This window comes from Chromatiales bacterium (assembly GCA_014762505.1).
Lineage (GTDB): Bacteria > Pseudomonadota > Gammaproteobacteria > SpSt-1174 > SpSt-1174 > SpSt-1174.
This window is the reverse complement of the sequence record JABURS010000043.1, coordinates 64,795-86,412: the sequence shown is the minus strand read 5'-3', so window position 1 is coordinate 86,412 and position 21,618 is coordinate 64,795. Positions and strand designations below refer to the sequence as shown.

At 65.7% G+C, this 21,618-nt stretch carries 19 protein-coding genes; 7 read left to right on the top strand and 12 right to left on the bottom strand.

The genetic code is table 11. The features are described 5' to 3' along the window. The first annotated feature begins 1 nt into the window (after position 1). A complete protein-coding gene (gene lptG / locus HUJ28_12180) occupies positions 2-1,069 on the top strand; it encodes an LPS export ABC transporter permease LptG (protein ID MBD3620219.1) in 1,068 nt (355 codons plus the stop codon). Positions 1,070-1,153: 84 nt separating this feature from the next. Beyond that, a complete protein-coding gene (locus HUJ28_12175; GenBank protein MBD3620218.1) occupies positions 1,154-2,881 on the top strand; it encodes an ABC transporter ATP-binding protein in 1,728 nt (575 codons plus the stop codon). A gap of 182 nt (positions 2,882-3,063) precedes the next feature. Here the strand turns inward: HUJ28_12175 and HUJ28_12170 are convergent, their stop codons facing one another. The 4 genes from HUJ28_12170 to HUJ28_12155 are packed head-to-tail and all read right to left on the bottom strand — an operon-like array spanning position 3,064 to position 6,846. Further along, positions 3,064-4,203 carry a mitochondrial fission ELM1 family protein gene (locus tag HUJ28_12170; protein MBD3620217.1) on the bottom strand — a complete coding sequence of 380 codons (1,140 nt, stop codon included), beginning with the start codon at positions 4,201-4,203 and terminating at the stop codon, positions 3,064-3,066. Next, a complete protein-coding gene (locus HUJ28_12165; GenBank protein ID MBD3620216.1) occupies positions 4,196-5,146 on the bottom strand; it encodes a lysophospholipid acyltransferase family protein in 951 nt (316 codons plus the stop codon). The genes HUJ28_12170 and HUJ28_12165 overlap by 8 nt, the downstream gene beginning before the upstream one ends. 54 nt (positions 5,147-5,200) lie before the next feature. Then, complete coding sequence (locus HUJ28_12160) at positions 5,201-5,848, bottom strand: sterol desaturase family protein (GenBank protein ID MBD3620215.1); 648 nt, start codon at positions 5,846-5,848, stop codon at positions 5,201-5,203. A gap of 29 nt (positions 5,849-5,877) precedes the next feature. Continuing rightward, complete coding sequence (locus HUJ28_12155; GenBank protein MBD3620214.1) at positions 5,878-6,846, bottom strand: lauroyl acyltransferase; 969 nt, start codon at positions 6,844-6,846, stop codon at positions 5,878-5,880. A gap of 231 nt (positions 6,847-7,077) precedes the next feature. Here HUJ28_12155 and HUJ28_12150 point away from each other — a divergent pair, with 231 nt between their 5' ends. Both HUJ28_12150 and HUJ28_12145 read left to right on the top strand, forming a co-directional pair. Further along, positions 7,078-8,226, top strand: coding sequence for an N-acetyltransferase (locus HUJ28_12150; protein ID MBD3620213.1), 1,149 nt, complete (start codon positions 7,078-7,080; stop codon positions 8,224-8,226). Positions 8,227-8,284: 58 nt separating this feature from the next. Next, positions 8,285-9,094 (top strand): NTP transferase domain-containing protein, encoded by an 810-nt coding sequence (locus HUJ28_12145; protein ID MBD3620212.1) that lies wholly within the window; start codon positions 8,285-8,287, stop codon positions 9,092-9,094. 6 nt (positions 9,095-9,100) lie between these two features. Here HUJ28_12145 and HUJ28_12140 read toward each other — a convergent pair whose 3' ends face one another. Next, positions 9,101-10,030 (bottom strand): sulfotransferase domain-containing protein, encoded by a 930-nt coding sequence (locus HUJ28_12140; GenBank protein MBD3620211.1) that lies wholly within the window; start codon positions 10,028-10,030, stop codon positions 9,101-9,103. Between the two features lie 195 nt (positions 10,031-10,225). Here HUJ28_12140 and HUJ28_12135 point away from each other — a divergent pair, with 195 nt between their 5' ends. Continuing rightward, the gene (locus tag HUJ28_12135; GenBank protein ID MBD3620210.1) at positions 10,226-11,299 is read left to right on the top strand and encodes a mitochondrial fission ELM1 family protein; all 1,074 of its coding nucleotides are present in this window, start codon (positions 10,226-10,228) and stop codon (positions 11,297-11,299) included. A 60-nt stretch (positions 11,300-11,359) separates the two neighbouring features. On the opposite strand, the gene HUJ28_12130 is transcribed toward HUJ28_12135, so the two are convergent. The 5 genes from HUJ28_12130 to HUJ28_12110 all read right to left on the bottom strand — a co-directional run bounded on the left by HUJ28_12130 (position 11,360) and on the right by HUJ28_12110 (position 16,825). Then, complete coding sequence (locus HUJ28_12130; GenBank protein ID MBD3620209.1) at positions 11,360-12,310, bottom strand: hypothetical protein; 951 nt, start codon at positions 12,308-12,310, stop codon at positions 11,360-11,362. A gap of 91 nt (positions 12,311-12,401) precedes the next feature. Then, on the bottom strand, positions 12,402-13,361 hold the full coding sequence (locus HUJ28_12125) for a hypothetical protein (GenBank protein ID MBD3620208.1): 960 nt from the start codon (positions 13,359-13,361) through the stop codon (positions 12,402-12,404). A 212-nt stretch (positions 13,362-13,573) separates the two neighbouring features. Then, on the bottom strand, positions 13,574-14,575 hold the full coding sequence (locus HUJ28_12120) for a kinase (protein ID MBD3620207.1): 1,002 nt from the start codon (positions 14,573-14,575) through the stop codon (positions 13,574-13,576). Beyond that, on the bottom strand, positions 14,572-15,576 hold the full coding sequence (locus HUJ28_12115; protein MBD3620206.1) for a hypothetical protein: 1,005 nt from the start codon (positions 15,574-15,576) through the stop codon (positions 14,572-14,574). Before HUJ28_12115 ends, HUJ28_12120 begins: the two co-directional genes overlap by 4 nt. 28 nt (positions 15,577-15,604) lie before the next feature. Next, positions 15,605-16,825, bottom strand: a complete 1,221-nt coding sequence (locus HUJ28_12110) for a mitochondrial fission ELM1 family protein (GenBank protein MBD3620205.1) — start codon at positions 16,823-16,825, stop codon at positions 15,605-15,607. Between the two features lie 130 nt (positions 16,826-16,955). Between HUJ28_12110 and HUJ28_12105 the strand changes: the two genes are divergently transcribed. Next, the gene (locus tag HUJ28_12105; GenBank protein MBD3620204.1) at positions 16,956-17,864 is read left to right on the top strand and encodes a hypothetical protein; all 909 of its coding nucleotides are present in this window, start codon (positions 16,956-16,958) and stop codon (positions 17,862-17,864) included. Between the two features lie 142 nt (positions 17,865-18,006). On the opposite strand, the gene HUJ28_12100 is transcribed toward HUJ28_12105, so the two are convergent. Next, positions 18,007-18,981, bottom strand: a complete 975-nt coding sequence (locus HUJ28_12100) for a sulfotransferase domain-containing protein (protein MBD3620203.1) — start codon at positions 18,979-18,981, stop codon at positions 18,007-18,009. 228 nt (positions 18,982-19,209) lie between these two features. Between HUJ28_12100 and HUJ28_12095 the strand changes: the two genes are divergently transcribed. After that, on the top strand, positions 19,210-20,550 hold the full coding sequence (locus tag HUJ28_12095) for an O-antigen ligase family protein (GenBank protein MBD3620202.1): 1,341 nt from the start codon (positions 19,210-19,212) through the stop codon (positions 20,548-20,550). A 51-nt stretch (positions 20,551-20,601) separates the two neighbouring features. Here the strand turns inward: HUJ28_12095 and HUJ28_12090 are convergent, their stop codons facing one another. Next, positions 20,602-21,279 carry a class I SAM-dependent methyltransferase gene (locus HUJ28_12090; GenBank protein MBD3620201.1) on the bottom strand — a complete coding sequence of 226 codons (678 nt, stop codon included), beginning with the start codon at positions 21,277-21,279 and terminating at the stop codon, positions 20,602-20,604. Positions 21,280-21,618: the final 339 nt, after the last annotated feature.

The window sequence follows — 21,618 nt, the reverse complement described above, 5'->3', positions numbered from 1 at the left end:
CATGCGCATACTCCGCGGTTACCTGACACGCCACATGGTCGCCGGCTGGCTGATGGCCACCGCCATCCTCGCCATCCTGCTCATGCTGGTGCGCCTGATCGACGAACTCGACCGCGTCACCAGTCGCTATACCACCACCGAGGCCATGCTGTACGTGGCCTTCACCCTGCCGCAACAGCTCATCATGCTCGCCCCGGTGATCGTGCTGATCGGCACCCTCACGGCCTTTGCCCGCCTGGAACAGGCCAACGAGATGACCATGGTGCGTGGTTCGGGCCTGGACAAGTCCCGCTTCCTGCGCCTGCTCGCAGTACCCTTCCTGGTCCTGGCGCTGACGCTCTGGGGCGCCATGGAGTGGGTCACCCCGCCACTGCACCAGCTGGGCGAGGAGATCCGCAGCGACGCCCGCGGCAACAACAGCCTGGAGCCCGGCCAGAGCCTCTGGTCGCGCTCGGACAACACCTTCTTCCGTGTCGGCCGGCTGAAGGCCGGCAAGCCGCCCCGCGACATCGACATCTACGTATTCGCCGAAGACAAGCAACTGCTGCGCGCCATACACGCCGTGCGCGCCGAACCCCTGGGCGGGCGCCGCTGGCGCCTGCACAAGACCCTGGAGCGCCGCTGGGAGGGGGGAGTGATGACCATCCGGCAACCGGCCGAGCTGACGATGGACGGGCTCTGGTCGCAGGACGAGCTGGACCGGCTACTGCTCAGCCTGGACAGCATGTCGACCAGCGTGCTGCGGGAGTATCACGGCTACCTGACCCGCAGCGGCCAGGCCTCGGAGGCCCCCGCCATGGCCTTCTGGAACCGCCTGCTGCTACCACTGACCACCGTGACCATGGGACTGCTCGCCCTGGGCCTGGGCGTGAAGCCGGGTAGCCGGCGCAGCGGCATGGGCCGCCAGCTCGCCACCGGGGCGCTGATCGGCGTGCTGTTCTACCTCGGCTCCCAGGTGGTGCTGGCACTGGGCCAGATCTTCCACCTGCCGGCGCCGGCCACCGCTGCCTTCCCGCTGGCCTGCATCCTGGCGGCCGCCGTCCTGCTGGTCTACCGCCTGCGCTGGTGAGGCCGGTTTGAACACCCCCTGCCCAGAGGCGATAATCCCCGCCCCGGCCCGACCTGCGCCGCCACGCGACCTGGAAACCCGCTTATGCGTTTGATGCTCCACCTGTTCCGTGCCTACCCGCTGGCCAGCCTCCTGATGCTGCTGGCCCTGTTTCTCTCGGGTTTCGCCGAGGGGTTGGGGGTGTCGGCGCTGCTGCCCATGCTCAAGGTCGCACTCTACCCGGGCGGGACCGGCGCACCGGACGAGCAGCCCAGCGAGGCGGAGCAACTCGTGCTCGGGCTCCTCGACTGGCTCGGCATCCCCGCCACGCTCGGCCCGCTGCTCGGCCTCATCGTGGTCGCCGCCACGCTCAAGGCCATCCTCCTGCTGGTGGCCCAGCGACAGGTGGGCTACACCGCGGCACAGATCGCCACCGATCTGCGGCTCGAGATCCTGCGCAACATGATGCGCAGTCGCTGGCGCTTCTTCCTGCACCAGCCCACGGGCAAGCTCACCAACACCCTGGCCACCGAGGCCAAGCGCGCTTCCGACGCCTACATGAACGGGGCCACCGCCCTCACCTTCCTCGTGCAGGCGATCGTCTATGCCGCCGTGGCCGTGGCCGTCTCCTGGAAGGCTGCGCTTGCAAGCCTGGTCGGCGGGGCCATCATCATCGGGGCCTCGCACTTCCTGGTGCGCAAGACCCGCCGGGCGGGCAAGAAACAGACCGACCTGATGATCTCGCTCATGTCGCGCCTGACCGACACCCTCCAGTCGGTCAAACCGCTCAAGGCCATGGCCCGCGAGGAGCTGGCCGACCAGGTACTGAAGCTCGAGACCAACCGGCTGAACAAGGCCCTGCGCCGGCAGGTATTCGCCGCCGCGGCCCTCAACTCCGGACAGGACCTGATGTTCACCGCCCTCATCGCCCTGGGCATCTACCTCGCCCTGGAACCCTTCTCCATGGGACTGGCCACGGTGACCATCCTGGTGGTGACACTGGGCCGGGCCTTCGCCTTCCTCGGCAAGGTGCAGAAGCAGTACCAGAAGCTCGCCCAGGGCGAGAGCGCCTACTGGTCGCTGAAAGACACCAGCCGGCGGGCGGAAGAGGAACAGGAGCACCTCGGCGGAAACGTGCCGCCGGTGCTGCAATCGGGCATCGCCTTTCGCGACGTGGACTTTTCCTACGACGGTCACCGGGTCTTCTCCGGCCTGAACCTGGAGATACCCGTCCACCGGATCACCACCCTGATCGGCCCCTCCGGCTCGGGCAAGACCACCATCATCGACCTGCTGATCGGCCTGCTGCGCCCGGATGCTGGGCAGGTCACCGTCGACGGTGTATCGCTCGGGGACATCGACCTCAGGGCGGGGCGGCGCCTGATCGGCTATGTGCCGCAGGAGACGGTGCTGCTGCACGACAGCGTCCTGCACAACGTCACGCTCGGCGACCCTGCCATCACCGAGGCGCAGGTCATCGAGGCATTGAAAGAGGCCGAGGCCTGGGAATTCGTCAGCCGCCTGCCGGAGGGCATCCACACCCCGGTGGGCGAGCGTGGCGGACGACTCTCGGGTGGCCAGCGCCAGCGCATCGCCATCGCCCGCGCCCTCATCAACCGGCCACAGCTGCTGATCCTCGACGAGGCCACCAGCGCCCTGGACCCGGGCAGCGAGGCCGCCATCGTCGAGACCCTGGGCCGGCTCAGGGACCACCTGACCATCCTCACCATCTCGCACAACGTCGCGCTTGCCGACGCCGCCGACGTGGTCTACCGCCTCGAGCGCGGCGGGCAGGCGGAAAGGCAGTCCGGGGTCGCGAGCCTGAGGTCCTGAGCCCGTCGAATGGCATCTGCGGCGGCCACGGGGGCCGCCCTATGCATCGTGCCCCATAGGCGTACACGAAAAATCTAAGCGCCACAGAGGAAGAACACATCCGGTTTACCTCGGTGCCATAGGGCGGGCCAGGCCCGCCGCGACCGGGTGATACATCCAACCGGAAGGACGTCGCGCCGGTTTCAGGCTGGCGGCGCGTCCAGCCCCAGCAGCTCGTGTATCCGGGCCACGGCGCGCTGCATGTCGCTGGACTGGCCCTCGGCCGGCATCGGGGGCAGCGGGTCGCCCAGCCAGTTCATCTTCCCCGAGCGGATCAGGCGCAGGTGGACCTGGCTGATGTCCCGCGAGAGGTGTTTCCAGCCCCAGCGCATCAGCGCGCGGTAGGCCAGGGCGCCGATGGCCAGGTCCGGCCGGTCCGCATCCTCCCTCATGACCGCCTCTGCCCTTGCCGGCTCGCCGGCCGCGAGGTGCAGGTCGCGACGCATGCTCAGGCGCCCCGCCCCCAGGTCGAACATGTGGACCGGCTTGCCCGTGGCATAGGCCTCGGAGAGCATGGAGATGCTGTCGGCTGTGACGACGATCTCGTCGGCCAGGGCGAGAAAGCCCAGATAGGGGTTCTCGGCATCCCCGCGTTTCCAGCGGTAGAGCTGCATGGGCACGTCGCCCTGCGCGGCAAAGGCCTCGATGACGGCCGGGCGGGTCCGTGCGCTGGAACTCACCAGCAGCGAGCCGCCGCGCGCGCGCGCCAGGGCCACCGCATCGCGCACCAGTCGCCTCGCGGCATGCCGGCCGAAGGCGTAGGGGCCGCTGTTGCCACCCACGTTCACGGTGATGTAGGGACGCGGCAGATGGGCCAGCCGGGGGGCCCATCGGGCGGCGGCCTCGGCCAGCCGGTCGGGCCGCACATGGTGCAGGGGCAGGTCGTTGCGCAGTACGTTGGGCCGTTCCGGCACGCGGTACTGCGGCGTGGTGACCACCAGGTCGAAATGCGCGGGATCGGCCCACAGCCGGCCGATGAAGACGATGCGCGTGCGGCCACCGGACTGGTCGCGGATCCAGCGGCACACCGGCTCGTTGCGCATGCCGGAGGACAGCACCAGGTCCGGCCAGGGGGACTGCAGGGTATCGGAGGCGTCGAGGTCGATGCCACGGAGGTCGCGCCCACGAAACAGGTTGGTACGCATCTCGTACTTGCGGTAGCGCAGGGTCTTGATCTCGAAGGGCCAGCCCAGCCCCTCCGCCAGGGCCCGCAGCTGGGTCTGCTCCCCGGAGCGGTAGGCATCCACGACCCAGACCCGCGGCATGCTGCCGGCCTCAGGCACGCGCGGCCTCCGCCGGATACGCGTCCTTGGGCCAGCGCCGCTTCATGCACAGCCACTGGCCCGGGTCCTCGAGGATCCAGCCCTCGAAGACGTGATTGAGCTGCGCAGTAAGATCGAACACCTGCGCCTGTCGCCCGGCCTGCGGATCTGCCGGCGTGAGCGGTGCCAGCACCTCGACACGATAACGATGCCCCGGCAGGCGCAGGGCGCGGATCGGGATGAGCCTGTAGCCACGCAGGGACAGCAGGGCCGGCATGGTGTTGGTCGGGGCCGGGATGCCGAAGAAGGGCACCATCTCGCCCTGGTCCAGGCGGGTGTCGAAGGCCGCCCCCACCGAGTGGCCGGCGGCCAATTCGCGCACCAGCTCGCGCGCCCCGCCGGTGCTCGGCACCAGTCGCGCGCCGAAGGCCTTGCGCAGGCCGAGGAAGAAACGGTGCAGCCAGGGGTTCGGCTCCCTGGCGTAAATCGTGGAGATGGCCAGGCCATACTCGCGGCTGATGAGATTGCACAGCTGCCAGGCGCCGGTGTGCGCCGTGGCGAAGACCATCGCCTCCTTGCGCTCGAAGGCGGCCTGCGCCTCCGGGTGGACCGAGAATTCCAGATAGCGGTGGCGACGGCGCCAGAGTCGCCCGAGCAGGAAGAGCTCGGCCGCGGCCAGGCCGGTGGAACGGAAGATCCGCTTCACCACCCGCTCCCGCTCCGCCTCCGTGGCCTGCGGCAGCACCATCGCCACGTTACGCCGCACCACGCGCCGCTTCTTCTCGTTGTGATAACCGAGGCTGCCGAGCACGTACGAGAAGACGGCGGCGACCACCGGGAACGGCAGCAGGCGCGCAAAGGCCAGGAACAGGTAGAAGACCGATGCCTCGAGCATCCACACCGGCGTCTGCACCCAGGGGGCGCGGTCGATCAACCGTTTGGGCAGCAGATAGTACTTGGGCATGGCGGGTGTTCCGGCCTCAGCGGCCAGCGGGTGCGTGGATCACCACGACCAGGATCAGCGCTTGCCGGCGGACGCCGGTTTCGGCACGTAGGTGCCGAAGACCCAGTCCCACAGCGGGGAACTCACCCCGTAACGCCCTTCCTCACCGGCGAAGTGATGCCGCATGTGGTACTGCTTGAGGTAACGCAGCAGGGGGTGGCGCATGGGGAAGTGGTGCGTCGCGTAGTGGATGTAGTCGTACACCAGGTAACCGACGATGAAGAAGGCCGTGAAGGGCTCGGCCCAGGGCTGCGGCAGCACCAGGCTGAACAGCAGCCACAGCACGGCCAGGATCGGCGCCGCGCCGGCCGGCGGCATCACCAGGCGGGTCTTGTCCTGCGGGGTGTCATGGTGCACGCCGTGGAACAGGTAGATGAACCGCTTGCCCATCCGGCTCTTCGCCGGGAAGTGGAACAGGAAGCGGTGCAGCAGGTATTCGGCGAGCGTCCAGGTCAGCAGGCCGGCCACCGCGATCAGTGCCAGCCCGGCGGGGCCGATGCCGTGGACCGTCACCGCGCGCACCATCAGCCACAACGCCAGCGGGCCCCACACCAGCAGCGGCACGATGGGGTGCACGTGGCTGAGTTTCTCCAGCAGCGGGTTCTCGAACAGACGAACCGACTCGTCCACTCGATGCGCGCGGGTTGATTGATGCTCCGACATGACGGGATTACCTGTGCGTTGTCCGATACCTACGCCTTTCTGTAGGCATCGGTTCTGGCCCGGAGTATATCACCGGGCCAGATTTTTTTCGTACAAAGCCACTCGCCCGGACGCGCGCTGATCCAGCGCTCGTAGTGCTCGTGGATCTGGCGCGTGAGGTCGATGGCCTGCGTATCGACATCGGCCTGCGGGTCGCTCACCTGCAATGGCTCGTGGAAGGTGACACGGAACCGCGGCCCGGACAGCCGCTCGACCTGCACCGGCACCAGCGGGGCCTTGAAACGCAGCGCCAGGCGTGCGGGCAGGGTCGACGATGGCTTATCGACACCGAAGAACGGGATGGGTTCACCCCCCTCGACCCGCCGGTCGATGATCATGGCCGCCGAACCGCCGCCCTTGAGCGCGTTGACGAAGGGGCGCACCCCCTGGTCGCGCGAGATGAGCTCGCAGCCCAGCATGCCGCGATAGCGCAGCATCAGCCGGTTGAACCAGGGATTGGCCAGCGGCGCGTACATGGCATAGGAACGGATGCCGAATCGCGCCATGGAAGCGCCGACCACCTCCCAGTTGGCCAGGTGCGCCACCACGAACACCGCCGGCTGGTTCGGATCGGAATAGGCGGGGATCTGCTCGCGGATCACGATCTCCAGGAAATCGCGCTGTGGATCGATGATGCGGCGGATATGCGGGTACTCGGCCAGTATCGCGCCGGCGTTCGCCCAGACCTCGCCCACGTGGCGCTCGATCTCCTCGGCCGACTTCTCCGGGAAGGCCAGCGACAGGTTGGCACGGATATGCCGGTTTCGCCCCTCGAACAGCCGGCTGAACAGGCGACCGAGCCGGGCACCCAGTGCCGAGGCCCAGGTCACCGGCAGCAGCTTGAAGATGCCGTACAGCAGGCCGATGAGGAGCAGGTCCAGGAACCACAGCGTGTGGCGCACAACGGGGTTGTCGAACGCCTTCTTGCGAAACGTATTGCCGAGGATGAACTTGGCCACGGGGAGATCGACTTCCTTATATCCGGTGCGGGTGCCTGCCGGGGCAGGGCGTGTGAAATGCCGCCATTTTACCCGATTTGACCGGCCGGTTCGCATACCCGGGCCCGGGATGTGACCGGGGCACGCCGGCCGGGCAACCACGGCTGCAGGACGGCCCGGCATGCTATCATTCCCGGGTCTTCGCCGCGCCCGCGCGCGGCGCATCCGAGTACCGAGCGAGAAAGGACCTACATGCCGAACGCAGCGGCCGGCAGCGGCCACATCCGCGTCATCGAGGCAAACAGCCGACAGACGGTGCGTGACTTCCTGCACCTGCCGGAGCGCATCTACGCCGATGATCCGGCCTGGGTGCCGCCGCTGCTGCTCGAACAGAAACAGCGCGTGTTCCACAATGCACCGCTGTTCGCACACTGCGAGATCGCGCGCTGGGTGGCCTACCGCGACGGCGAACCGGTCGGTCGCATCACCGCCCAGCTCGATCAGCTGCAGCCGCCGCTGGACGGCGGCCCGGTCGGCTACTTCGGCATGCTCGAGGCCGTGGACGACGCGCCCGTCTTCCAGATCCTGCTGGATACGGCGCAGGCCTGGCTGCGCGAGCGCGGTGCCGCGTGGATCCGCGGCCCCTACAATCTCTCCATCAACGAGGAGATCGGCCTGCTGGTCGACAACTTCGAGGCACCGCCCTTCATCATGATGGGTCACGCCCCGCTCTACTATCAGCAACGCCTGGAGGAACAGGGCTTCGCCGGCGTGAAGAACCTGCTCACCTATACGGTGCGGCCGGACTTCACCGCCCCCGAGGTGATGGAGAAGCTCGCCACCCGTGCGCGTCGCCAGGTGACGATACGCCCCTTCAACCGCAAGGCGAAGGCGGCCGAGTTCGAGGCCATGCGCGACATCTTCAACGATGCCTGGTCCGACAACTGGGGCTTCGTCCCTTTCACGCACGCGGAGTTCGAGGAGGTTGCGAAGAGCCTCACCCTGCTGCTGCCCGACGACTATATCCAGATCGCCGAGATCGACGGGAGGCCCGTGGCCTTCATCACCGCCCTGCCCAACATCAACGAACTCATCGCCGACCTGCGCGGCCGCCTGTTCCCGCTGGGCTGGGCGAAACTGCTCTGGCGGCTGAAGGTGAAGGGTCCGCGCAGCACGCGCGTGGCGCTGATGGGCGTGCGCAAGGAATACCAGTACTCGCGCCTCGGCCCGACACTCGCCTTCCTCGTCATCGACGCCGTGAGAAAAGAGATGTCCCGACGCGGCGTGGAGACGGTTGAGATGGGCTGGATACTCGAAGATAATGACGGCATGCGCCATATCATCGAAGCGATTGGCAGCGACATCTACAAGCGCTACCGCGTCTACCAGAAGAAACTGTGAGCCGGGCGTGAGCGACCCGAAGACAACCCCCGCCCCGGAACACGCCCCGACGACCGACATGCCCGCCTTCGCCTCCGTGATTCTTGCCGGCGAGAGAACGCAGCGCGATGCCCTGCGTGACCACTCCGGCGTCGCCTGCAAGGCGCTCATCGACATCGGTGGCGCCAGCATGATCCGCCGCGTCATCCAGGCCCTGGAAGGCGCTGCCAGCATCGACTCCATCGACCTCAGTGGCCCGACCGAGGACTGCGTGAAGGCCGACACAAAGCTCGCAGAACTCGTCACGCAGCAACGCGTCGGCTGGGCACCGGCCGCGGGCACACCCAGCACCAGCGCCGATCACATGCTGCGCCGCTTCCCCGAGAGACGGCCGGTACTGCTCACCACGGCCGACCACCCGCTGCTCACCAGCGAAATCGTTGACCGCTTCTGCAGCGACAGTGCCGCCACCGGCTGCGACGTGGTCATCGGCCTCGCACCCTATGAGCTGGTGAAGAGCACCTACCCCGACCTGAAGAAGACCGTCCTGCGCTTTCGCGATGGCAACTACTGCGGCTGCAACCTGTTCGCCTTCATGACGGCGGACGGCCGGCGCGTGGCCGACTTCTGGCGACGCGTGGAGAAGGATCGCAAGAAACCGCTGGTGGTCATCCGCCTGCTGGGACTCTCGGCGGTGATTCGCTACCGGATGGGACGCCTGACGCTGGAGGATGCGCTCGCGCGCCTGTCGCGCAAGCTCGGGCTACGCCTGGGCGTGGTGATCCTGCCCTACGCCAATGCCGCGGTGGACGTGGACTCGGTGGCGGACTACCAGCTGGTGCAGCAGTACGCCAGCTCGGCCGCACACGGGGCGAAACAGAAAGGCTGAGCGGCCTCAGCCTGCCTGCGTGTAGCCGAAGACCGGCCGCAGGTGCTCGTCCACCATGGCGTCGATCACCGCGGTCTGCTCGGGCGTGAAATAATCCCGATAGCCACCCACCTTCCCACGCCTGACCTTGAAGGAGTCCGGGTTGCTGCTGTCACCCGGCTTCACGCGCTGCCCGGTTCCCCGCAGGTCCTTGCCGGCCTCGAGCTTCTTCATGTTCTCGTAGGCCGCGTACTCGACCGCCGCCGCGATCTGCTCCTCGCTGCCCGGCGTGCCGACGAAATCGAAGACCTGTCGCAGCACCGACGCCGCATCCTGGCGCAGGTCCTCGTAACGCACCATCAGCACATCCTCGCCCATGGTCTGCATGGCATCGGCGAGCACGTTGAGATAGGCGACGATCGCGGGGATACCGCAGTGCGGGTTGCAGACGAAGTCGTAGATCGACACCTCGCTGCCATGCAGCGGGTAGTTGTTGATCAGCTTCTTGCGCGGGCGCATGCGATAGCGCCACTGGAAGTACTGCGAGACGGCCACGTCACGCGGGTCGCGCACCAGCAGCACCGTCTTCTTGCCGCGGTAGTAGTCCAGGCTGTCCCGGTCGTGGACGTAGTCGCGGATATAGTTGTTGTGGGTGAACAGCACCTTCGGCGCCGACCGGTCGAGCCGGTGATAGTTGTCGAACTCGAGCAGGTGGTCGGTGGGCAGATCGTTGCGCAGCTGATAGAAGCGCGACACCATCACGCGAAACCAGGTGCGCCCGCTCTTGCCATAGGACAGCAGGACCCAGTCGGCGGCCCGGAGCAGGCGATGCTCCTCCTTGCCGCGCAGCCAGCGCTCCAGCGCCACATGCCGCGAGCGCGGCAGGAAGAACAGCAGCCCCAGCACCAGGTGGCGCAGCACGAGGGCGCTGATGGCTTTGAAGGACATGTCGGACATAGGCGGCGCGGACGTCGGTGGCGGAAAATCGGCGGGCAACAGCGCTGCATGACACACAGCCGGCAATCGGCCGGCCCGGCCGCTTTCGCCCCCCGGACAGGGCGCGTATCATAACACAGGTTTTTCAGGGGCAACCCGCCCACCTCAGGTCAGCGGATCGAACCGGCAGCGATGGAAAAACAGGTCTGGGTGTTGCTGGGCAGAAAGGCCGGTGACAACAATCAGGTACTGGCCCTGGCCGAGGCCCTCGGCTGGCCCTTCGAGGAAAAGCGCATCCTCGCCCGCAGCTGGGAGCTCGCCCCCCATCTCCTGCTCGGCACCACCCTGGCCGGCATCGACCGCAGCGCCTCCAGCCCCCTCGCCCCGCCCTGGCCCGATCTCGTGATCAGCGCCGGCCGGCGCAACGAGCCCGTGGCCCGCTGGATTCGCAGACAATCCGGCAACCGGACGCGACTGGTGCACATCGGCCGCCCCTGGGCGCCGCTGGCCTGCTACGACCTGATCGTCACCACCCCGCAGTACTTCCTGCCACGGCAGACCAACGTGCTGCACAACGCCCTGCCGCTGCATCGCATCACGCGCGAACGCGCGGCCAGCGCGGCACAGACGCTGGCCCCACGGCTCGCGCACCTGCCGCGCCCCTATACCACGGTGCTGATCGGCGGCGACAGCGGCCCCTTCGTCTTCACCCCCGAGAAGGGCCGACGCCTGGCCGCGGGCGTGAATCGACTGGTCGCGCAGACCGGCGGCTCGGTGCTGGTCACGGACAGTCCGCGCACGCCGCCCGCCGTGGCCGAGGCCTTTCGCGCGGCCCTGGACGTACCGGCCGAGGCCTACTGGTGGCACGCGCGGGACGGCGCGCAGGAAAACCCGTACCTCGCCTACCTGGGGCTGGCCGACCGCTTCGTCGTCACCGGCGAGAGCATGTCCATGCTGACCGAGGCCAGCGCACTGGGGCGGCCGCTGTACCTGTTCGACCCGGGCGATCCGCCCGGGCCCTGGTGGCGGCAGCCGCACAACTTCCGCCACAAGCCCCTGAGCCACCGTCTGGCCATGCACCTGGCGCCCCGGCGCATGCGCCGGGATGTTTCGCGCATCCAGGCGGCGCTGGTGCAGGAGGGCAAGGCACGCTGGCTGGAGGATGCGCCCGGGCTGATCGCCGGCGGCGAGGACTGGGCACGTGCGTGTGACGCACCGGACGAGGCACAGCGCGCGGCCGCGCGCATCCGCGCGCTCTTTACCGGCGCCACCACGACACAGGAACCGTAGTCCGAACGCAAGAGGCCCGGCATTGCCGGGCCTCTTTCATGGACGGTGTGGTGCTTGGCCTCAGGCCGCACTGTCCAGGCGCTGCGCGCTCAGCGGATGGGCCGGCGCGGCGGGCAGGGCCGGCGTGCGCTCCAGCACCTCGAAGGCGTCGTGGCGCACGTGGTTCCTGGCCATCTCCTCACGCAGGAATTCCTCGCTGATCTTGCCCTGTTCGACGCATTCCTTGAGCAGGCCGAAGAAGAAGACCTCCTGGTTCCGGTCCGGGTGCTCCTTGTACTTGCCGAGCAGCCCGTACTCACCAAAGATGTGACGGCGCGCGCGCAGGATCCAGGCCGCGGGCGGGAACAGACGGAAGCGCTCGGCCGGACGCCAGTCGATGGGCAGCCCGGTCTTCCAGGGCTGGGTCTTGCGCCGGGTGGTGTGCAGCATCTTCGTATTCGGCGAGAAGCTGTCGAAGTCGTTCCACTCCTTCTCGAAGAAACCGATGCTCTCGGGATCCTCGTTCTTCAGGCAGACCCAGGGCTGGTAGTCGAAGTCGCCGTCGAACATGGCATTGAACTGCTCCTCGACCTTCCAGTGCGTGAGCTTGGCGCAGTCCAGCAGCATCACGCTGCTCGCGTAGCAGCGGTCGATATAGCCCTTGGGGCCGGAACGCATGCGGCACATGATGGACTTGCCCTGCATGTCGCGGTCCAGCAGTTCCCAGATATCGGTGCAGGCGAAGATGTCGGGGTCGATCACCACCGCGCGGCCCTCGTAGCCCATCAGCTCCGGGGGCATGAAGCGGGTGGGGGTGAAGGACTGCAGGTCGTCGTTCAGCCAGACGCGCTGCACGCCGTCACGCAGATAGCTCTGCCCCTCGCGTGCCTTGAAGAAGGGATAGTCGCGGGTGTCCATGATGCGCACGTCGAACTGGTCGTTGTGCGTGGAGTACCGGCGCAGGGCGTGCTCGGCCACGATGGCGCCGACGATCTGCTTGTGGTTGGTCTGGATGAATACCGCGTGCTTCATGATGATTGGCCTGCCGATTGGCTGTTTACCTGCGCGCAAATCATACAGTATCCCCGCCACCGGTGTCATGACACAGGTCAAGCAATCCGGGCTAGCGGAACACCCCGCGCCGGTACAGCTGCCAGAACAGTCCCCAGATGTGGATGAGCGGCCGGCGGCGCACCTTGTCCGGGATCTCGACCACCTGCCCGGAGTGCCGGGTGAGCTTCCAGGCCAGGTAGTCGAGTCCGCCCTCGAAGGTGAACAGCCCCTTGATCAGCCGGGCCATGGAGAGGGTCTTGCCCTGCACCCGTCGCAGCCACCAGAGCAGCGACGCGAGGCGGCGCGAGGCGGCGCTGGCACGGGAGCGGTAACGCAGGCCGTCACCGCCTTCCTCCAGCGCCAGCAGACCGCCCAGGCGCGGGATGAGCACAGGGGTCAGGGCCGCGTAGAAGCCCTGCCCGTGACCGGCCAGCTCGGCGGCCCGCCCCCGGCGCTCGGAACGCAGCTCGGTGGCATAGCTCAGTGCCAGCGCGCCCGCCCACAGGGCGTCGAGCCGCCCCTCGGGCGGCAACGCCGGAATGGCCCGGCGCAGCAGGGTCTCGCCGGCCTGCACACAGGCCGCCTGCAGACGGGCCTCCACCGCCGGCTCGCGGCTGTACACCACCTTCACCGGCTGGGCGAAGCGACCCCAGAGGTAGGACTGGAACCAGGCCCGGCTGGTGCCACGCTCGAAATGGGCCAGACTCAGCACCGCGTACTTGCAGCGCACGGTGGCCTCCCCCACGGGGGCCTCCAGGTAATAGACGTTCGGCGGCAGCAGGCGCACACCGAGCCGCAGTCCCGCATGGGGTTCTGCGCGGGCGTAGTCGTCCACCAGGGCGTAGAGGTCCACCAGGCCATCGAGCAGGTCGGTGCTGCGCAGGCAGGAGCCGTACAGCACCACCGCCTGCAGGGCGTCGCCGAAGCGCCGTTCCAGGGCCTCGACCAGGGCGCGCAGCGGGGCCGAGTCGGCCGGCGTCGGGCCGTCGACGACAGGATAATCGGGCGGGGATGACTGCGGGCCGGTCATGGGGATCGGGCAAGCCTTGTTCGAGAAGCCGGGGGAGCAGGATACAGGCTACGGGCCTTCGTGGGCCAGGGGTGGGCCAGAGGCCCTGCGCCTGCAACACCCCTGGCCCTCTCCCATGTGGACGACCCGCGGCCGCCGCCCGCCCAGCTTCTGGCAAGAAGTGATTTTCACACGCCTAAAAATAACGGCGGGCATGGCCCGCCCTATGCCGCTCAACGCGGGCGCAGGAAGCGCACCGGGCCTTCTGCCGTCACCACCAGCGGCCGGTCGGCGGCGGTGGCGAAGAGTTCGCCGTCCAGGTTGAGCTCGCCGTCGAACCACAGCTCGGCACGATCGGCACGCAGGCTCTCGTAGCCGTTTTCAGGCGTGGCATGGCGGTTGGGCCGCCCGCGCAGCACCGAGAGGATGCTGCGCGAGAACCGCGCGGCACCGGCCTGGATGGCCGTCAGCCCCAGGGCGCCGGGCCGTGTCGACCAGAACGGGCGAATGCCCAGAAAGAGACGCCCCAGGGTGCTCGCCACCAGGATCAGCATCGGGGCCTCGTCCCGCTCGAGCGGGTCATCCTCGCCCGTCTGCAGCCGCATGCGCACCCGGGTGGGCTGGTAGAAGCGGGGATCCTGCCGGACCAGCCCCCAGAGGGCGCGAATCAGGATCAGGCCGAGACTGATCTCGCCCCCCAGCCCGCGCGAATGCACCGCGCTGTGGGCATACTGCGTGGCCTGCATGATCGCACCGGTGCCGAGGAACATGCCATAGCGTCGCTGTCCGTCCCGGGCCCCCTCCACGCGCATGATGTGGCGCTCGATGACTCGGCCGTCCAGCGGGCAGTCCTGCGCCAGCCAGCGGTAGAAGCGCCGCCAGGCGCGACGATGCGAGGCCGCCAGGCCGACGTCACCCGCCGTCATGTTGGCGGTACCGCCGGGGAGCACGAGGATCAGCGGCAGGCGATCGGCGGGCCAGTGGTGCAGGATCATGCCCACCAGGGCGGCGATGGTGCCGTCGCCGCCATTGATGGCGACCACCTCCACGTCCTCCGCGGCCAGGCGCGGGACCAGGGCCTCGGCCTCGGCGGGAGAGCGGGTGATATGGTGTGCGAGCTGCGGCCAGGCGGCCAGGCGCGCACTGACCCGGTCCAGCGCCCTGCGGTTGTTGCCGCTGCCCGGGTTGCTGATCAGCGCCACCCGCGTTGCGACGACGTTCCCAGGCCGTGTCATCGGGCGAGTCGCACGCTGTCCAGGCGCAGCTCGGTGGCGCCGACCCAGGGGGCCTCGCCACGCACGGCCAACGGCACGCGGGTCGCCGGATCGAGCAGGAGCTGCAGTGGCCCGGACATGCCGAGCAGGGTGAAGGGCTCCCGGGCGGTGCCCACGGCATGGGGCTCGACCTCGACGACCAGGACCCGGACCGGGCCGACGATCTTGCGTGTCGTGCCATCCATGGCCGTCTGCCGATATTCCACATCGACGGTCTCACGTCCCTGCACCCGCAGGGTGACACGGAAGAAGTCCTGGTCCGTGTGCACGTAGACGGTCTGGCTGTCGCCGCGCGTCTCCAGCGGGGCCGCGCTCGCCAGCGGCAGGAGCAGCATCGGCGAGACCAGACCGGCATCGGCCGGTATGGCGGCGGGTCGTGACAACCTGACCCGGCTGGACACCGTCCAGTCCGGAACGACGGCCGTCTTCGCGCCGCCCTGCACCCACTCCGGCTCGTCGGGACCGCCATTACCGCTGCGCTCGCGGCGCTCCCGCCACACCGTGGCATCCCCGTAGCGATAGCACTGGGCACGGCTGTCGCTACGGCCATAGGCCACGCGGCAGCGCTGCAACAGGGTCTCGGCCAGCGGGTCGAACCAGACCGAGAGTCGCTCGCGATTGGAGGCCGCCTGACTATCCGCCTGCAGGAGCAGCATCTGCCCGCCGGCCGGCGACAGCCCCTGAGATGCGCCCTGAGATGCCCCCTGACCCTGCGGCAGGCCGCCGGCCGGCAGGGACGAGGCAGGCAACTCGTGCAGGGCGATACGCGACGACACCGAGGCCCAGATGTTGGCGCGCGAATAGCCCAGGGACTGCCAACCGACGGCCTTCAGGTCCGGCAGAGACGACGTACTCGCCGCATCGGCCAGTGCGGAGGACGCACCCAGCACCGAGGCGAAGAGCGCTGCTGCCAACAGGCCGGTGCGGCGTCTTGCGGCGAAAAGGGGATGATGTTCGGACATGTGGGCCATGATAGGTCGGCGAAATGAATCAGGCCTGAAACAGCCTGGCGATGCGATCCGTGATGCGTGCCAGGTCCCGCTCACCCTGGCTCAGCACACGTGCCACCCCGTCCGCGCTGGAGCGCGGCTCGTCACCGCCCTCGCCGATCCAGCTCGCCAGTCCCTCGTCGACCAGCCGCTGGTGAAACCGTGGAAAATGCCGCGCCTGCTGCATGAGGCGGGCATGATACAGCCCGCGGGCCAGGGCGATGCGCAGCCGTTCACCGGCGCCGTTGTTGCGGGCCGGCTGGAACAGCCACACGGCGAGCCGGCGTCGTGCCTGGTCGAGCCCGCCGACCAGGCTGGTGGGCAAGGGCAGGATCTCGAGCGGGCGGCCCAGCTTGGCCACCTCCACCATCATCGAGATGCTGTCGCCCGTGACGACGAACCGGTCCCCCAGCGCCAGCAAACCGGCATAGGGGTTCTCCCCCTCCGGATTGCGCCAGTCGTAGAATCGCGCCGCCTCGGGCAGCGCCGCCTTCAGCCGCGCCGCATAATCCGCGGGCGTGCGCCGCGAGGTGACGAGATACGGCGTGCCGCCGGCCGCCACCACCTGCCCGACGCGCACGCACAGCCGGTCCAGCACCGCGTCGTCATAGACGAAGGGGCGCGTCGGCCCGCCGATCAGGAACACGACCAGTGGCCGGGGCAGCGCGGAAAACGCCGCCTGCCATTCCCGCCGACCCGCATCCAGGCGCGCCTCGTCGACCCGCATGAGCGGCAGACTGATGTGCGTGACGTTGGGGAAGGGCGCCGGCATGGTCTCGGCGCTGGTGATGATGAGATCGAAGCGCGACTGATAATGGAACAGGAAGCCGGCCGGCCGGCCCACCAGCACGATGCGGCTGCGCCCGCCGGACTGCTTCCTGATCCACAGCGCCACGTTGGCCGGCCGGCGTCCGGAGGTCAGGATCAGGTCCGGCCAGGGCGGCGCCAGCGGATCGGAACGCTCGCGGTCGATATGGTGCAGGGTGGGGCCGGGGCGCGGCTTGCCCAGCACGTATTTCGGCAGCATCTCCACGTGATGCCACTCGCTGAACCAGCCGAAACGCCGCGACAGGGCCTCGGCGATCACCTCCACCTGGCCGTTGTCGCCGCGCTTGTCGCCGAGGACCAGCCAGATACGTGGAGATGCAGGTTGCGCTTGCGCCAAGACCAGTCCTTTGAAAAAACGAAAACGGGCGGAAGAATAGGCCGAAATTATACGCATTTTGCCACCTCGCCAGAAAGGAGGCCGGGTATTGATCTGGCTCAACCAGAACGCGACTCGCGTTGGCTTACCCCGATGGGCCCGGTAAAATGCGCGCACTTACGGTGGCAGCAACCTCGAGGACCCCTGCATGGACCACTGCGTCTTCATCCAGACCAACGACAAGCAGTACGTTGGCGCCCTGGTCGCACAGCATGCGCTGCGCCGCAACTCGAAACACAACGAGCGCTTCGACATCCGCATCATGCACTATGACGACTTCCCGATACTCCGGTCGCGCGAGGGCCAGCTCTACCTGCGGGACGGCGAATGGCGCCCCTGGGTCCGGGACGACCTGCAATCCTTCACCCCCACCCGCTTCATGCCGCCCGAGCTGATGGGCTTTGAGGGTCGCTCTGTCGTCATCGACCCGGACGTCTTCGCCGTGGGCGACGTGTGGGAGCTGTTCTCGCGCGACATGGAAGGCAAGGCGATCTGCTGTCGCCCCAAGGACCTGGCCAAGGGCAAGAAGGGCTGCATGGCGACCAGCGTCATGCTGCTGGACAACGCCCGACTCAGCCACTGGAAGTTCGAGGAACAGTTCAACGCCATGTTCGAGGGCACCCGCGACTACATGGGCTGGGTCTGCCTCAAGTACGAGGACCCGGACACCATCGGCCTGCTCGAAAAGCAGTGGAACGACCTCGACCACCTCGACGCCGGCACGAAGATGCTGCACACCACCAAGCGCAAGACCCAGCCCTGGAAGACCGGGCTGCCGGTGGACTTCCGCGCCGCCGACAAATTCCGCCTGTTCCCGCCCAAGCACTGGCTACGCCGCGCCCGCCGCGCCCTGTTCGGCGACTACGGCCTGGCCGGCAGATACCAGCCGCACCCGGACCCCAACCAGGAAGCCCTGTTCTTCGGACTGCTGAAGGAATGCCTGGACGAGGGCATCGTCACCGAGGCCAGACTGCGCGACGAGATGCAGAAGGACCACATCCGCCACGACGCCTTCGAGGTACTGGACCGCACCCCGCCGCTGGCCAAGGCAAACTGACCGAGAGCGAAAAAATCCAGGAAGTTCTGCGGAGGGTCGCCAACAGGGCGGGCCATGCCCGCCAGAATTGAAGCGGCTGGATGACGTCCCGTACCGCGCATTGAATTGGCACCGGCCCTAGCGCGCAGAGCCAGATAACTCTTTATTTTTCAACAGGCTCCGAGGCCCGGTACCCGTACACCGGGTCGAGGGTCGACTCCATCAACTCGTCGATGGCCCGCACCTGTTCATCCTCGAAGTAGTCTCGGTAGCCACCTACCTTGGCCCGACGCACCTTGTAGCTATTCGGGTTGTTCTTGTCCCCTGGCATCATACGACCGCCGCCGAGACGGAAACTCCCTGCAGCCTCTTTCTTCTTCAAGCTCTCGAACGATGCATACTCCACCGCCTCGCGGATCTGCGCATCAGCGGCGCCCATTTCCATGAACTCGGCCAGTTTGGCCAGCGTCTTCTCCGGTTCGGCACGCATGTCCTCGTAGCGGATCACGCAGATGTCCTTTACGTTCCCCATCTCCCGGGCCCATAGGTTCATGAAATCGATCACCTTCGGCATGCCACCGCCCGGATGCATCACGAAGTCGAAGAGGGAAAGTTCCGTACCATGTGGGGGATACTCGTTTAGAAGCTTCTTCTCCGGCTTCATGCGGTACATCCACTGGAAGAACTGCGAGACCGCCACGTCACGCGGGTCCCGTGCCAGCAGCACGACTTTCTTGCCGTAGAAATCGACCTTGCTGTCCTTGTGCCCGGTGTAGTCGCCGATGTAGTTGTCGTGGGTAAAGAAGACACGGGGGATGGCCTTATTCATGTTATGGAAGTTGTCAAAGCCGAGCAGGGCGTCTTCCGGCAAATCGTGCATCTGCTGATACAGCCGGGAAACCATCACCCGCAGCCAGGTTCGCCCGCTCTTGCCGAACGACACGACCACAACATCGGCACGGCGAAGCCTGTCCAGCTGGTCCTTGCCCCGCAACCTTCGCTCCGCCGCCACATGGTCATCCAGATGCCGCCTGGTCAACCTGGCCCACTTCTTCAGCCCCCAGACGCTCACCTTCAGGCGTAGCGTCCTGGAGATTTGAGGCAGGGAGGCCGCAAATACAGCTAACTGATTCGGCATAAGGGGCATCACAACATGGCATTTTAATGTGCGCCCAATCATATGCGTAGCCAGCCATAAATTCCACCGGGGACCGTGGAATAGGAGCAGCGCATCGACTACACTGCCGCCTGGCAGGACCTACCCACCCCTGCCCCGACAATGCCGCCCGGAGCCGTTTAGACATCACCCCCAAAGCGGATGCAGCCAACCGTCAAACCGGATCTAGCCGGACCGCAATTGAGAAACATGAACTCGTTATTACACAACAACATCCTCACAGACCTGCGCTCGCCTCAGCCGAAATCCGAGATCCTTCAGAAATTAGGTATTCTCCTATTTTCCTTCGGCGTATGGTCGTTCCGGGAGATCGCCGTTGTCGGCCTGGCTTTCCTGCTCCTGGGCGCAATTATCAATTGGAGACAAACATCTCGCTGCCTGACGAGATCTCCGACTGGCATCCTCTCCCTGACGTTGATCGCCTACATTGCGCTCAGCATGCTCTACTTCTCGCTGGAGTTTCGAGAACATGCCCTACTGATGATCGAGGAAGGCGCGCGCCACATCTACCTCTTCGGTTTCCTATTGTTTGCGCTGGCACTCCGCACTAACGCGAACTATTTATGGCCTACTATCGTGCTGGCCATAGCGGGATTCTTCATCGGGCGATTCGTTAATCTGCCCGATCTGATCAGCACGTCCCAACAATGGTGGTCAACTCGCCATGCGCTTGGATTCCCCACCGCGATACCGATGGGACAGTACGCATTTGCGGCCATGCTTGGGCTGCTCATTTTCTTTCCGCGGCTCGTCGCCCCAGGCAATCGCACGGCAATGCTCATCTGGCTCTTGTCACTGGCGATCATAATTCAGTTTATTGTCATTTCTCAGTCACGGTCCGTGTGGCTGATCGCACCTGCCTTCATAGCCTTCACTGCTTTCATGGCATGGAGGCTCGGAATAATGTCGCGCCGATCACTGGCGCTATTGGCCATCTCAATTTCGATCATCGCACTGATATTCGCAGCCTTCCAATACCAGACAATTCAGAACAGACTGACAACAGAAGCCGAGACCTGGAACCAGCTAGTCGAGGGAGAAATAGAATCTATCCCATCAACGCACGAAGCAGGCAGCGTCAAGTCGATCGGGATTAGAGTTAACATGATCGAATTCGGTTTCGAGATGTGGGCCGAAAGGCCATTTTTCGGCTGGGGCCCCGGATCAAGCAAGATGCTCATACAGTGCTGCGCACCTGACAGCTTCAAGCTCTTTAATGACCTGCATAGCGCCTACCCGGAAACCTTGCTGCGATTTGGCCTGATAGGGGCCTTGATTGGGATCGCACTGGTAGCATCTCTTTTCAGGGACATGATCGCAGCCACACGGAATGGCTCGCTACCAAAGGATGTTTTCTTGTTTGTCCTTATCTGTCTGGCACTACATTTTGTAGTAGCGATGGGGAACTACCGCGTCATTAACTATGACTGGCGTTTCTACTGGATCTTCTTCGCGGGCATCGCGATGGCCTTCTCGCCGTACTTCAGTATCAACAAAGAACACCCTTCGGACCGAGTTCAACAGGGCTGACGAGGAGATGAAGCTTCCCTCAAAACCCTGAGCACAGAAAGCGAATGGCACTCACACCATCCTCTCCACGGTGTGATAAACCTTCTTTCGATTCTTGGCGAAACCGAATTTCTTCCTCGGCCCCGTTGCCGTTGACATGATCAGACGATACGAAACACCAGTGTGCCGCATTGCAATGGCATGAACGACACCCGCCCACCACTGGGGGGGGCGCACTGTGCAATGCGCATTCTGCCCATTGGGCAGCAACTTCACAGCCGGATAACATGCGATATTGGCGTAAACAAACTTGCGAGCGAGCGAGAACATCTCATCTATCACCCACGGCACATCAGGCTCGGTAATATGCTCCAGCACATCGGTGCTTATGACACCGTCATACTGCTGAGTCGGCAATTCGCTAAATGGCTCATAACCCGGGTCATAGCAACGAATCTCGTCGACGTCCCAGTAATCCTGGATACTGGCGACCTTAAGGGACTTGGTTAACTGAACATCTTTCAATGTATATCCCAGCCCCTTGCCAGCACCATAATCCAGGATCGTCTTCGCACCGGTACGATCAATCATCTCTTTTATTCCAGGCGCATGCCTGATTAGCATCTTTCCGGGAAAGGTCTGCTTGGCCGACTTGCCTGCTGACGCCTCACCCTCTTCATGCAATGTCTCGTACATCCTGACCATTTCAAGGTATTCAGGACTTGGGTTCTCACGCGTGTACATACTCATGTCTCAACAATTCCTTTATCATTACAGAATATGCGGAAGACGCTCTCACGCTGGCTCAGCGCAACCCCATCTGGACACGCGAACCAACATCTTCTTCCGTGCCAGAAACCAGGCGTACAAATATCCCGGCCAAACGGAGCACCCCGTAGCCAGACAAGTGTAGGAAATTACGCTCATTCTGATACTTGATCCGCTACACGCTGAGGGCGAGCCGGTACGGGCGTCAAACACTGACAATCCGTTAAAGGCAGACACCCCATTCTGCTCAGGCAAAGCTCGCCAGTATAGGCATAGCGGCCTGCTCGAACCACCCACCACTACGCAAACTCAAGCCCGAAG